Annotated in this window: 11 protein-coding genes; 7 read left to right on the top strand and 4 right to left on the bottom strand. The window is 70.9% G+C overall.

Annotated features, from left to right (window positions below; translation table 11 throughout):
* Nucleotides 1-50 precede the first annotated feature (50 nt).
* Both OG584_RS09815 and OG584_RS09810 read right to left on the bottom strand, forming a co-directional pair.
* Complete coding sequence (locus OG584_RS09815) at nt 51-1,448, bottom strand: sensor histidine kinase (protein ID WP_405777062.1); 1,398 nt, start codon at nt 1,446-1,448, stop codon at nt 51-53.
* A complete protein-coding gene (locus tag OG584_RS09810; RefSeq protein ID WP_405777060.1) occupies nt 1,445-2,164 on the bottom strand; it encodes a response regulator transcription factor in 720 nt (239 codons plus the stop codon). The genes OG584_RS09815 and OG584_RS09810 overlap by 4 nt, the downstream gene beginning before the upstream one ends.
* 64 nt (nt 2,165-2,228) lie before the next feature.
* On the opposite strand from OG584_RS09810, the gene OG584_RS09805 reads away from it, so the two are divergent.
* Nucleotides 2,229-3,362: a UDP-N-acetylglucosamine--N-acetylmuramyl-(pentapeptide) pyrophosphoryl-undecaprenol N-acetylglucosamine transferase gene (locus tag OG584_RS09805; protein WP_405777058.1), complete on the top strand. Its 1,134-nt coding sequence runs from the start codon at nt 2,229-2,231 to the stop codon at nt 3,360-3,362.
* The gene (locus OG584_RS09800; protein ID WP_405777056.1) at nt 3,359-4,366 is read left to right on the top strand and encodes an SDR family NAD(P)-dependent oxidoreductase; all 1,008 of its coding nucleotides are present in this window, start codon (nt 3,359-3,361) and stop codon (nt 4,364-4,366) included. Before OG584_RS09805 ends, OG584_RS09800 begins: the two co-directional genes overlap by 4 nt.
* 9 nt (nt 4,367-4,375) lie before the next feature.
* On the opposite strand, the gene OG584_RS09795 is transcribed toward OG584_RS09800, so the two are convergent.
* On the bottom strand, nt 4,376-5,005 hold the full coding sequence (locus OG584_RS09795; RefSeq protein WP_405777055.1) for a TetR/AcrR family transcriptional regulator: 630 nt from the start codon (nt 5,003-5,005) through the stop codon (nt 4,376-4,378).
* 384 nt (nt 5,006-5,389) lie between these two features.
* Between OG584_RS09795 and OG584_RS09790 the strand changes: the two genes are divergently transcribed.
* From OG584_RS09790 to OG584_RS09770, 5 genes are all read left to right on the top strand, one after another.
* A complete protein-coding gene (locus tag OG584_RS09790; protein ID WP_405777053.1) occupies nt 5,390-6,364 on the top strand; it encodes a tetratricopeptide repeat protein in 975 nt (324 codons plus the stop codon).
* A gap of 611 nt (nt 6,365-6,975) precedes the next feature.
* Nucleotides 6,976-7,620: a DUF6230 family protein gene (locus OG584_RS09785; protein WP_405777051.1), complete on the top strand. Its 645-nt coding sequence runs from the start codon at nt 6,976-6,978 to the stop codon at nt 7,618-7,620.
* Nucleotides 7,621-7,715: 95 nt separating this feature from the next.
* Entirely contained in the window at nt 7,716-8,285 is a 570-nt protein-coding gene (locus OG584_RS09780) for a DUF6114 domain-containing protein (protein WP_405777049.1), read from the top strand.
* On the top strand, nt 8,275-9,651 hold the full coding sequence (locus tag OG584_RS09775) for a hypothetical protein (protein WP_405783967.1): 1,377 nt from the start codon (nt 8,275-8,277) through the stop codon (nt 9,649-9,651). Before OG584_RS09780 ends, OG584_RS09775 begins: the two co-directional genes overlap by 11 nt.
* A 224-nt stretch (nt 9,652-9,875) precedes the next feature.
* Nucleotides 9,876-10,859, top strand: coding sequence for a hypothetical protein (locus OG584_RS09770; protein WP_405777047.1), 984 nt, complete (start codon nt 9,876-9,878; stop codon nt 10,857-10,859).
* Nucleotides 10,860-11,222: 363 nt separating this feature from the next.
* Here the strand turns inward: OG584_RS09770 and pyk are convergent, their stop codons facing one another.
* The gene (gene pyk, locus OG584_RS09765; protein WP_405777045.1) at nt 11,223-12,656 is read right to left on the bottom strand and encodes a pyruvate kinase; all 1,434 of its coding nucleotides are present in this window, start codon (nt 12,654-12,656) and stop codon (nt 11,223-11,225) included.
* Nucleotides 12,657-12,714: the final 58 nt, after the last annotated feature.

Here is a 12,714-nt window from a genome sequence, read left to right as displayed (position 1 = left end):
CCTGACTCAGGGGTCCTTGCACTGGGCCCGTCCCGCGGGCACCCCCGGATTCAGGGCAACCGCAGCCGGAACAGCGCCCCGCCGCCCGGCGCCCGTTCCGCTGTGAGCTCCGCGCCGTGCGCGCGGGCGATCTGGCGGGCCATCGCGAGCCCGAGCCCCGAACCGGGCAGCGCACGGGCGGCCTGCGCGCGGTAGAAGCGGTCGAAGACATACGGCAGGTCGTCGGGCGCGATCCCGGGACCGTGGTCGCGCACCGTCAGCTCCGTCGCGGTGAGGGCGATCTCGACCTCGCCGCCCGCACCGGAGAACTTCGCGGCGTTGGAGAGCAGATTGGCGAGCAGCCTGGAGAGCCGCGCAGGTACGCCGTTCAGCACCGGGCCGGCCTCCACCACCACGGTGAAGACGAGTTCGGGCCAGTGGCCGCGGGCCGCGGTCACCGCGTGCTCGACCAGCGGGGCCAGCGGGACGCTCTCGACCAGCGGTACGGGCTCCTCGTCGCGGGCCAGTTCGATCAGATCGTTCACCAGCGTCGTCACCTCGTGGATCTGCCGGGTCAGCGCGCCGGCCGCCCGGTCACGCTGCGCCGGGGTCAACCGGTCTCCGCGGGCGAGGAGTTCGGCATTGGTGCGCAGCGCGGTGAGCGGGGTGCGCAGTTCGTGGGAGGCGTCCGCCACCAGCCGGCGCTGGGCGGTGACCGACTGTTCCAGCTCGCCGAGCATGGTGTTGAAGGTGGTGGCGAGCCGGGTGACCTCGTCCTCGCGGGTCGCGGGCCCCGGCGGCAGCTCGATGCGGTGGCGCGGATCCCTGGTCGCCGCGATGCGCTCGGCGGCCCTGGTGAGCCGGGCGACCGGCGCGAGCCCGGTACGCGACACCCAGTAGCCCAGCGCCGCCGCGACCAGCACCCCGCCACCGCCGACAGCGGCGAGCAGCTGGGCCGTCCGCCGCACGCTCTTCTCCACCGGGTCGGAGCGCAGGGCGACCTGGACCGCCTCGTGGTGGCCGAAGGTGGTGGTGAGCATCCGGGTGGGGCGGCCTTCCAGCGTGATGTTGCTGAGGTACGGGGCCCGCTTGCCCGACGCGACCTCCCGGACCGGCCCGGAGACCGGCAGGAGGTACGGCTGCGCGGGGTCCGCGGCCGGACTGGCCGGCACGATCTGCGAGCAGGCGGGGGACGCCAGGAACTGGCACTGGCCCTCGACGACGCCTGGCTGCTCGCGCCCTCCGGCCGCCAGGGACGCCGACTGGACGAGGTTGAGGTCCAGTTGGTGGTAGATCTCGTACCGCTGGACGAAGAAGGCCGCAGCGCACACACCGAGCGCCACCAGGGCCACCGCGGCCGAAGCGGTCAGGGCCAGCCGGGTGCGCAGCGGGCGCCGGCGGCGCCAGCGCGCACCGAGCCGGTGCGAGGGCGCCCGGCGCGGCCCCGTGCGCTCGCCGCGGGTGCTCACGCCGTGTCCAGCCGGTAGCCGACCCCGTGGACGGTGTGGACCAGGCGCGGTTCACCCGCCGCCTCCAGCTTGCGCCGCAGGTAACCGACGTACACGGCAAGCGAGTTGGAGCCGGGGCCGAAGTCCTGCCCCCAGACACGCTCCAGAATCAGCTCCCGGGTGAGGACCTGGCCGGGGTGGCGCAGCAGCAGGTCGAGCAGGGCGAACTCGGTCCTGCTGAACTCGATGGAGCGGCCCGCCCGGCGCCCGGTGCGCGTCGCCGGATCCACCGTGAGGTCGCCGTACGACAGCGCGCCCGGCTCGTCCTCCACCGGCGCCGCCCGCCGCAGCAGTGCCCGCACCCGGGCGACCAGCTCGTCGAGAGCGAAGGGCTTCACGAGATAGTCGTCGGCGCCCGCCTCCAGACCGTCCACGCGTTCGCTCACCGAGTCCAGCGCGGTCAGCACCAGCACGGGTGTGCGGTCGCCCACGGCACGCAGCTGGCGGCAGACCGCGAGTCCGTCGAGGACCGGCATCATCACATCGAGCACGACCGCGTCCGGCTGCCAGGAGGAGACGGCCGAGAGGGCGGCGAGACCGTCGCCCGCGCCCCGCACCTCGTACCCTTCCACCGCGAGGCCGTCCTCGACCGCCACGCGTACCTCCGGCTGATCGTCCACGACCAGGATTTTTCGCTGCGGTGGCCTCGCGGTGTGTGCGTGCGGGTGCGGGTTCATGGAGCAAAGCCTGCCAAACCCGGGTCTTAGAACCTTCTTACCCCACGGCGCGAGTGTGCTGTCCATGCGCACACCACTCTCCGTCGTGATCGGTGCGGGCGGCACCGGCGGCCACATCTACCCGGGCCTGGCCCTCGCCGACGCACTGCGCCGGGCCGAACCCGGCGCGGTGATCTCCTTCGTCGGCACCGAACGCGGCCTCGAATCCACGCTCATACCCGGCGCCGGATACCGGCTGCACACCGTCGACATGATCCCCTTCGACCCGGCGCTCGGCGCCAGGCGCTATCTGCTGCCCGCCGCCCTGCTGAAGTCCGGCATGCAGTGCCGGGCCATCCTGCGCGAGCAGGGGGCCCATGTCGCGGTCGGCATGGGCGGCTACCCCAGCGCGCCGGTCGTCCTCGGGGCGCGGATGGCCGGTGTGCCGAGCGTCATTCACGAGTCCAACGCGGTGCCGGGCCGCGCCAACCAGTTCGCGGCCCGGCTCACCCCGCATCTCACCGTCGCCTTCGACCGCAGCAGGGCCCACCTCGCGGGCGGTGAGAACGCGGAGACCGTGGGGATGCCGATCGCCGCACCGATCGCGGCCCTCGACCGTCCCGCTCTGCGGGCCGAGGCCCGGCACGCTCTCGGCGTCCCCGCCGGGGCGAGGCTGCTGCTCGTCAACGGCGGCAGCCTCGGCGCGGCCCGGCTCACCGCGGCCGCGGTGGGGCTCGCGGCCCGCTGGCAGGCGCGCACCGACGTCCATCTGCTCATCAAGACCGGTCCGGCGGCCCTGGAAGCGGCCCGTACCCGGCTCGCCGACGAGGGCGGCTGCCGGATCGCCCGCGCCGTCCCGTACCTGGACCGGATGGACCTCGCGTACGCCGCGGCCGACCTGGTCGTCTGCCGCGCCGGATCGGCCACGGTCGCCGAGCTCGCCACCACGGGCGTCCCCGCGGTCCTCGTCCCGTATCCGTACGCACCGGGCGACCACCAGACCCACAACGCCCGCGTCCTCAGCGACGCCGGTGCCGGGGTGCTGCTCACCGATGCCGAGACCACGGCCGAGCGGCTCGCCGAAGTGACCGCACCGCTCATCGCCGACCCCGCCCGGCTCGCCGCGATGAGCGGTGCGGCCGGACCGTCCACCCACGCCCTGGCGGCGGATCTCCTCGCCGCCAGGGTCCTGTCCCACGCAAGGGAGCTCACCTCATGACCACCTGGCCGACCACGTCCCACTGGCAGAACCGCACCGTGCTCGTCACCGGAGCCGAGGGCTTCATCGGCTCGACCCTCGTCGACCTGCTGGTGGAGCAGGGGGCGCAGGTCCGTGCGTTCGTCCATTACAAGCCGTACGGCGAGAAGGGCCACCTCGCCCGCCATCTGGGCAGCTCCCAGGTCGAGATGGTGGCGGGCGACGTCCGGGACGCGGGCCGGGTCGACGACGCCGTCGCGGGCTGCGACACGGTCTTCCACCTCGCCGCGCTCATCGGCATCCCGTACAGCTACGACGCCCCCGGCGCGTACGTCGCCACGAACGTCGTCGGCACCGAGAACGTCGCAGAGGCCTGCCGCCGTCACTCCGTACGCCGTCTGCTGCACACCTCTACCAGCGAGGTGTACGGAACGGCGCTGACCGCTCCGATCAGCGAACAGCACCCGCTCCAGCCGCAGTCCCCGTACTCCGCGTCCAAGATCGGCGCCGACATGATGGCGCTCTCGCACTGGCACGCGTTCGAACTGCCGGTGACGGTGGTGCGGCCCTTCAACACCTACGGTCCCCGGCAGTCGGCGCGCGCCGTCATCCCCACCATCCTGGCCCAGCTGCACTCCGGCGCCCGGGAGATCAAACTCGGATCGCTCGCGCCGACACGGGACTTCACCTACGTCACGGACACGGCGCGCGGCTTCCTCGCGCTCGCGGACTGCGACCGGGCTCTGGGCGAGAGCGTCAACCTCGGTACCGGCCAGGAGATTTCGATCGGGGACCTGGCCCAGGCCCTCATCGCGGCCTCCGGCCGTGACGCGGAGGTCGTCGTGGACCCGGCAAGGCTCCGCCCGTCGGGCAGCGAGGTCCAGCGGCTGCTCTCGGACAACTCGCGGGCCCGCGAATGGGCGGGCTGGCGCCCGGAGGTCACGCTCACCGACGGTCTGAAGCAGACGTCCGAGTGGATCGCGGAGCACCTGCACCTCTTCGCGGCCGACCGCTACCAGGTCTGAGGCGGGACGCTATGCGGGCGGGGGCGAGGCCGCCGCGCTCAGCCCGGCGCAGAGCAGCAGGGTGAACTCGCGCGCCCACTCCTCGTCCACCGGCTCCGCGCTCACCAGGGCCCGGTGCACCACCGCTCCGGCGACCACGTCGAAGATCAGGTCGGTGTGCCGGGCCGAGGCATCGGGGTCCTCCTCGGTGGGGAGTTCACCCCGTGCCTGGGCCCGCGCGCGGCCGATGGTCACCAGCCGCTTCTGCCGGTCGACGATGGCCGAGCGGATCCGGACGCGGAGCGCCTCGTCACTGATCGACTCCGCGACCACCGCCATCAGCGCGGTCTTGGTCTCGGGCTGTGCGAGGAGTGCGGCGAACTGGAGCACCACGCCCTCGATGTCGGCGCTCAGGCTGCCCCGGTCGGGAAGCTCGAGTTCATCGAAGAGGACTGCCACCGCGTCCACGACCAGCTCGTTCTTGTGCGACCAGCGACGGTAGAGCGTCGTCTTCGCCACCCCGGCACGGATCGCCACATCCCCCATGGTCAGCTTCGACCAGCCCAGGTCGACCAGCGCGGCTCTGGTCGCCACGAGGATCGCGGTATCGGCCTTTGCGGAGCGTGGGCGACCCGTTCGGGTGGGCTTGCTGTGCGGCATGCCCGCGACCATACCGGTCAGTAGCTCAGCCGCCGTGAGTCAGATCACGAGAAACCGTCGGAGTATTAACGCCCGCTGCCCGCGGTTCACCAGTTACGCTACGACTCGTAGCGTAAAGAGCGGCAACCACGCCTCAGCTGCACCACGACCACGCGACAGACCACGCGACAACCGGCAGTACCGCACAACAGAGCCACTGGCGCCAGGGTGGGGACCCTGCGCCGGCTCCGGGCCCGTATCGGGCCGACGGCCCGCGTCCGTCCGTACGCCCCGCATCCGGCGGGGGGTGTACGGCCGGGCCGGGCCCGCAACACCGGCGGATTACGCCGACAGCTTTCCTGAACGGCTTTCCAGAACGAGTGGCGGAGGGGGGAGGATGTACGCATGCAGCCTAGGAACATGTCCATGAGCGGCGTCGTCGACCTCGCCGCAGTGAAGGCCGCCGGCGAGGCCCGGCAGAAAGCGGAGCAGGCGCGTGCCGAGACCGCGCGGCAGGGTGGCAGCGCGGCCGTGTCGCCCGTCTCGCTGGTGATCGACGTCGACGAAGCCGGCTTCGAGCACGATGTCATCCAGCGCTCCGCCGAAGTCCCGGTCGTCATCGACTTCTGGGCCGAGTGGTGTGAGCCGTGCAAGCAGCTCGGTCCGCTCCTTGAGCGCCTCGTCGTCGAGTACAACGGCCGCTTCCTGCTCGCCAAGGTCGATGTCGACGCCAACCAGATGCTGATGCAGCAGTTCGGGATCCAGGGGATTCCGGCCGTTTTCGCCGTGGTCGCCGGCCAGGCGCTTCCGCTCTTCCAGGGCGCGGCGCCCGAGGCGCAGATCAGGCAGACCCTCGATCAGCTGATCCAGGTCGGCGAGGAGCGCTTCGGGCTCACCGGGATCCCGGTCGACCCGGACGCGGAGGCCGCGCCGGAAGCGGAGCCCGCCGAGGCGCCGCCCGGCCCCTACGACGCGCTGCTCGAAGCCGCCGTACAGGCGCTGGACGCCAATGACTTCCCCGGCGCTGTCCAGGCGTACCGCAACGTCCTCGCGCAGGACCCGGCCAACGAGGAGGCCAAGCTCGGCCTCGCCCAGGCCGAACTGCTGGGCCGGGTCCAGAGTCTGGACCCCCAGCAGGTCCGGAAGGACGCGGCCGACAGGCCTTCCGACGTCCCGGCGCAGACCGCGGCGGCCGACCTCGATCTGGTCGGCGGGCATGCCGAGGACGCCTTCGGCCGTCTGGTCCAGACGGTGCAGCGCACGGTGGGTGACGACCGCGAGGCCGCGCGCGTTCATCTGCTCCAGCTCTTCGAAGTCATCGGTTCCGACGACCCGAGGGTGACCGCCGCCCGGTCCGCCCTGGCGCGCGTGCTGTTCTGACGTCGCTTCTGAACAGTCATTAAACGCGCGGTGTCAGCGGGATGCCGCTGACGATTTGGCGACACAGCGATAACAGATGGCCGCACTTTGCCAAAACTTGGTAATTGCGGCCATCTGTTACTCCGAGTAAATCCAGGGCCTCCGTCTGCCCCGTTATGGGTGACTACCGGCTGATGTAGCGCCGGCGTCGGCTCCACCCTGTGTGCCCGGCCGATATCGGCCGGTCGCGGTTCGGTTATCCGGCCGTTACTAGCCGGTAACGAACCCCTTGTGCCACAGCCGCGAATGCACCACGATCGGCCAGGCTCGGTCCAATAACGCACCAGCGCGACACCCGGTCGCGCCGAGGCCTCTTGGGTCCCCACCGAGCCGGTCGGCGGCAGTGGCGCCGACTGCGGGACAGGGGGGTTCCTGCCACCCGGCGGGGCCTGTCCAGCGGTTGCGCGAAGGCGTGGCCAGTGGTTGTCGCTCGGGGGTGATCGCCGGTGCTTCGGACGCGGTTCGCGCTTCTGAAACGGGCGCTCTCCTTCCCGAGGACGTAGCACTTCTCCCATCCCAGGACGGGCTCCGAGCCCGATCCGGAGATGTACGTCCGAGAAGGAGGAAACTAAGTGAGTTCCCAGGTACGTGGCGGAACCAGATGGAAGCGGTTCGCGCTTGTCATGGTCCCGAGCGTGGTCGCCACCGCCGCGGTGGGTGTAGGCCTCGCGCAAGGTGCGCTCGCTGCTTCGTTCAGCGTGTCCGGCCAGAGCTTCAAGGTCAGTGCCGACCAGCTGGTCGGCCAGGACTTCGTCCAGTACGGCAGTGTCGCGACGGGCAAGGACCTCAACGGCAAGTCCGCCGCGCACGCGGTTGCCGTTTCGGGCTTCAGCAGCGCGACGATCAACAACATGTGCCAGTCGGTGGTCACGCCCAACCTGCCGTTCGGGCTTGGCAGTGTCACGCTGCAGCTGCACGCGGGCACCGACACCAAGAAGCCGGTCGAGGCTACGAATCTGTACCTCGATGTCGCGAGCCTCGACGCCGATGCGACGTTCAAGAACATCGACATCGGTGTAGCGGCCGGTGACCCGTCGAACAAGACGGGCATCGAGCACGGTACGGAGAAGGCCGTCAACCCGAACGGCTTTGCGCAGCGCGCCGATGAGGCGAAGCTGGAGCACGTGAAGCAGACGGCGTGGGCGACCACGGCCGGCACCTTCAAGCTCAGCAACTTGAGCCTGAGGCTCAAGTCGGGCGTCAAGGAGTGCTACTAAGCACCCCCTGGGCGGCCGGAGCGCGAACCTGGCACTGCGGCCGCCCGAACCCCCCTACTTCTCAGAGCAACACCGGTACCAGGGAGCTGTTTTCCATGAGCGCCGAGTCCACAGGTCCCCGCGATTTCACCTCCTGGCGGCTTCGCTTCCGCGCATGGCGCGGGAACCGACCCTTCTGGGCGGGCCTGTTCACCATGGTGGGAGGCGTGCCGATCGCCTACTTCCCATACGCCAACATGCACCTCGGCAATGTGACGCTGGCGATGTCCACCACGGCCGGCGCCGGTTCGCTGATCATCGGCGTGCTGCTGGTCACGCTCGGTGTGACGATGTGGTTCCACAGCGTCGTCCGGGTGTTCGCGGGTATAGCGGCGATCCTGCTGGCGCTGATCTCCCTCCCGGTGGCCAACATCGGCGGCTTCGTCGTCGGCTTCCTGCTGTCGATGATCGGCGGGGCGCTCTCGCTCTCCTGGGCACCCCCGAAGGAGCAGGCCGAATCAGCGGTACCTGCCGGAAGTGAGCCCGAGGAGGAGGTCCTCCTGGGCGCCGCCCCCGCGGACGAGTTCTCCGCCTTCGGCCAAGCGCCCGTACCCCAGCAGCAGTCGGCCGCTTATGACAAGGACACGACAGTGGATGCCAACGGTGGGAGGCACCGTGCGGGGTGACGAAGCGCAGCTGAGTACCACCGAAGGCGACGACTTCCGAGAGAGAAGAGGGGGCCGTCACGCGGCCCCGAGGAAGTCGCTGCTGACGAAGCTGCACATACCCGCGAGCAAGGCGATAGCCCTGGCCGCCATGCCCACCGCGGTGTTCGTCGGTATGGGACTCACCCCCAAGCTGGCGATGGCCGACGACCACGGCGATGTGCCGTTCGCGGCCGGGCCGTGTGTGTCGCGTTCCGACGAGCCGAGCGAATCGGCGAAGCCGTCGGACTCCCCGAGCCCCTCGGCCAGCGCGTCGGACGACGCGTCCGGGGACAAGGCCAAGAAGGACGACAAGTCCGCGGATCCGTCGGACACGCCTGCCCCTTCGGCCACCCCTTCGGCGGGCGCGACCGGCTCCGGGAAGAAGGCCGGTTCCACCGGCTCCTCCGCATCGGACACCGCCGGCCTGGCGGCCCCTTCGTCCAGCCCGTCGCCGAGCGCGACGAAGTCCAAGAACCCGCTGGACCCGCTGGGCGTGGGCGACGCGCTCAAGAACCTGTTCGACCCGGACAAGGACAAGGACTCGGCGAGCCCGTCCCCGGACCCGTCGTCCTCCGCGTCCTCCGGGAAGACCGCGGCGGAGAAGGAGGCGGCCGAGAAGAAGGCGGCCGAGAAGAAGGCCGCGGACAAGAAGGCGGCCGAGAAGAAGGCCGCGGACGACTCCGCGGCGAAGAAGGCCGGCCAGGTCACCGGCGCGGCGAAGTCCACGGCCGACAAGACCGCCGAGAAGATCCGCGAGGCCGCGGCCGAAGCCGGCAAGACGGTCAAGGACCTCCCCGCGGATGCCAAGGGCCTGGACCCGAAGAAGGACACGGCCATCCCGGACGGCGCCAAGCCGTCCTACCCGTGCCCGACCGCCGACCCGAAGGCGCTCGCCGCGGCCGATCTGGAACAGGGCATCCCCGCCCTGCCCGACGACCCGTGGACGCTGAAGAGCTCGATGCTGACCCTCAACGGCCTTGACTACAAGGGCATCGTCGAGGTCAAAACGGGCAGCGGCAAGATCAAGAAGGTACTGAAGTTCACCTCGTCCTCGCTGGACATCAAGGACCTGCACCAGATGACCGTCGGCCCGAACGGGTCCACCGGGCATGTGAAGGCAGCATCGGGCTCGACGTCGACCATCCGCGACGGTGAGGTCACGATGTACACGGAGTCGCTGAAGGGCAACCTCTTCGGCCTCATCCCGATCACGTTCAGCCCCGACACCCCGCCGCCGATCAACGTGCCGTTCGCGTTCTTCACGAACGTCACGGTGAAGCAGGCAGGGCAGTTCGGCGGCACGCTCCATGTGCCCGGTCTCCAGAACTACTTCACCGGCGCCTGACCCGCCGGCGCGAGAACTTCCGGGAGCCGCGGAAACGGCTGTGGCCCGCACCCTCGAAGCAGAGGGTGCGGGCCACAGCCGTATGCGGAAGCCGCGCCCGCGCCGGCCAGGTCTCGGGGCGGTGCGGCAGAATCACGGATGGCGTGCCCGTCCGTGTCCCCGGCCCGGCAGGGGTGCGCGGCGCCGGGCGGCGGATTGCGGGCCGGAGCGTGGGGGAGTGGCTGGTGGGTGCTGTCGACGGCTGCCGTGCGACCGGCGGTGAGGGGCGGGGGGCCGCCGCGGACGAGGAGCGGGGGCCCGCCGCGGGGGACGCCCGTCCGGGAGTGGCCGTGGGCCGGTGCACGGCGTACGGGGAACACCCGCGGCGTCGCCTGCGGCGCTGCCCGCGGAAGAATCCGCTGAGGGATCTGCTGCGCGGTGAGTGGCTGCGCATCGCGGTCGGGCCCGCACGGGCATTCGCGCGGCGCGGGGTGCCGGGGGTCTCGCTGGGTGTGGTGGCCGTCTTCTCGGTGATCGCCGTTCACATGCTCATACGCACCCACGCGGGTGCGGGTGCGATACGGGTGACCGGCGAGGTCCGCGGCGATCTGCCCGTCCCGCTGGTCCTGCTGCGCACCCCGGTATCGCTGGTGATCACGGATCCGGGTCTGCCGGTGTGGGCGGGGCTGCCCAAGCTGTTTCTCGCTTTCGCGCTCGCCGAACTCCTCATCGGCCGCACCCGGACCCTGCTGATCGCCTTCGGTACGTCCCTCGCGGGCACGCTCGGCGCCCGCGCGATGATCGCGCTGGGGCACGGCCCCATCGGGCTGCCGCCCGGGACCGCGCATCTCCCCGACACCGGCCCGTCGGCCGCCGTGGCCGGTCTCCTCGCCTATCTGGCCGTCGTCCGGCGTGCCCCGGTGTTCGCCGTGGCGACCAGCGGGGTGATCGTCCTCCAGTCGGTGCTCAGACCGAACCTCGCGGGCCGCGAGCACCTGTTGGCTGTGGCCCTGGCGCTGGTCCTCGGGGTCTGCACCCGGTCCGGCCGCCGCGGCCGTGGTGGGGCGACGGGGTCTGCGGGGGCCGCGGGCGTGGTCCCGGAGGCGTCCCCGCAGTGCGGCACGACCCCTGCTGCATACCGGCGGGACGCCGGTGAGGACCGCGACGCGAACGGCTATTCCGATGACGCCCGTGTTCCTGGACGGGTACATCGAGGGGCCGGACCGTGACATCACCCGGCGCCGGGTCGACGACGAGAGCCGCACCGCCACTTCAACGCGTATCCGGCGACCGCCGCCGCATTCCTGGACGGCCAGGCGTGACCCATGACCTGATGGCGGGATTCCGGCCGACCGCCGACCGCCGACCGCCGACCGCCGACCGCCGACCGCCGACCGCCGACCGCCGACTGCCGACCGCCGGGTGGACCCGGTCGAGTGGAGCCCGGCCGAACCTGCGGGAGGCATGCGGCGCCGGCCGGGGCCGCAGGGCTGGAGACGTACCTCAGCGAGCGTGGCCGGGCAGGATACGGCTGTGGCCCGCATCCCCCGGTAAGGAGGATGCGGGCCACAGCCGTGCGCCGGGAGATCCCGTCAGCTCTGGGTGTCCTCGCCGCCCAGGTGGTGCACCCGGACCATGTTGGTGGTGCCGGGGACGCCGGGGGGCGAGCCCGCGGTGATGATCATGCGGTCGCCGTCGTTGTAGCGCTTCAGCTTCAGCAGCTCGGCGTCGACCAGGTCGACCATCGCGTCGGTGTTGTCCACGTGGGGGACCACGTACGACTCGACGCCCCAGCTCAGCGCGAGCTGGCTGCGGGTCGCCTCGTCCGTGGTGAAGGCCAGGATCGGCTGGCAGGTGCGGTAGCGCGAGAGACGGCGGGCCGTGTCGCCGGACTGGGTGAAGGCGACCAGTGCCTTAGCGTCCAGGAAGTCCGCGATCTCGCAGGCCGCGCGGGCCACCGAACCGCCCTGGGTGCGCGGCTTCTTGCCCGGCACCAGCGGCTGCAGCCCCTTGGAGAGCAGCTCCTCCTCGGCGGCGACCACGATCTTCGACATGGTCTTGACCGTCTCGACCGGATACGCGCCCACGCTCGACTCGGCGGAGAGCATGACCGCGTCGGCGCCGTCGAGGATGGCGTTGGCGACGTCGGACGCCTCGGCGCGCGTCGGGCGCGAGTTGGTGATCATCGACTCCATCATCTGGGTCGCGACGATCACCGGCTTGGCGTTGCGGCGGCAGAGCTCGATGAGGCGCTTCTGCACCATCGGGACCTTTTCGAGCGGGTACTCGACGGCCAGGTCACCGCGGGCGACCATGACCCCGTCGAAGGCCGCGACGACGCCCTCCATGTGGGCGACCGCCTGCGGCTTCTCGACCTTGGCGATGACGGGGACCCGGCGGCCCTCCTCGTCCATGATCTTGTGCACGTCGATGACGTCGCTCGCGTCGCGCACGAAGGAGAGCGCGACCAGGTCGCAGCCCATCCGCAGCGCGAACCGCAGGTCGTCGATGTCCTTCTCGGACAGGGCCGGGACGTTCACCGCCGCGCCGGGCAGGTTGATGCCCTTGTGGTCGGAGATGACACCGCCCTCGATGACGATGGTCCTGACCTCGGGGCCCTCGACCTCGACGACCTTGAGCTCGACGTTCCCGTCGTTGATCAGGATCGGGTCGCCCTTGGTGACATCGCCGGGCAGGCCCTTGTAGGTGGTGCCGCAGATGGTCTTGTCACCCGGGACGTCCTCGGCGGTGATGGTGAACTCGTCACCGCGCACCAGCTCGACGGGGCCCTCGGCGAACGTCTCCAGGCGGATCTTGGGGCCCTGGAGGTCGGCGAGTACCCCCACGGCGCGGCCGGTGTCCTGGGAAGCCTTGCGGACGCGGTGGTACCGCTCCTCGTGCTCGGCGTGGGACCCGTGGCTCATATTCAGACGGGCCACATTCATGCCGGCCTCGATGAGCGTTTTCAGCTGCTCGTAGGAGTCGACGGCTGGGCCCAGTGTGCAGACGATTTTGGAACGGCGCATGAGGCGGATCCTATCGGTTTGTTTCGCAACGGAATATTCCGTCTGGCGGAAAGTACAA

Origin of the sequence: Streptomyces sp. NBC_00859, assembly GCF_045161865.1 — a bacterium.
Taxonomy (GTDB): Bacteria; Actinomycetota; Actinomycetes; order Streptomycetales; family Streptomycetaceae; genus Streptomyces.
Note: the sequence above shows the minus strand (reverse complement) of the source record. Positions and strands in the feature narration are given on the sequence as shown.

Excerpts from the sequence above, each read along its gene's own strand:
- OG584_RS09805 (WP_405777058.1), top strand. The coding sequence starts at position 2,229 with ATGCGCACACCACTCTCCGTCGTGATCGGTGCGGGCGGCACCGGCGGC.
- OG584_RS09790 (WP_405777053.1), top strand. The coding sequence starts at position 5,390 with ATGCAGCCTAGGAACATGTCCATGAGCGGCGTCGTCGACCTCGCCGCA.
- OG584_RS09800 (WP_405777056.1), top strand. The coding sequence starts at position 3,359 with ATGACCACCTGGCCGACCACGTCCCACTGGCAGAACCGCACCGTGCTC.
- OG584_RS09780 (WP_405777049.1), top strand. The coding sequence starts at position 7,716 with ATGAGCGCCGAGTCCACAGGTCCCCGCGATTTCACCTCCTGGCGGCTT.
- OG584_RS09795 (WP_405777055.1), bottom strand. The coding sequence starts at position 5,005 with ATGCCGCACAGCAAGCCCACCCGAACGGGTCGCCCACGCTCCGCAAAG.
- OG584_RS09810 (WP_405777060.1), bottom strand. The coding sequence starts at position 2,164 with ATGAACCCGCACCCGCACGCACACACCGCGAGGCCACCGCAGCGAAAA.
- pyk (WP_405777045.1), bottom strand. The coding sequence starts at position 12,656 with ATGCGCCGTTCCAAAATCGTCTGCACACTGGGCCCAGCCGTCGACTCC.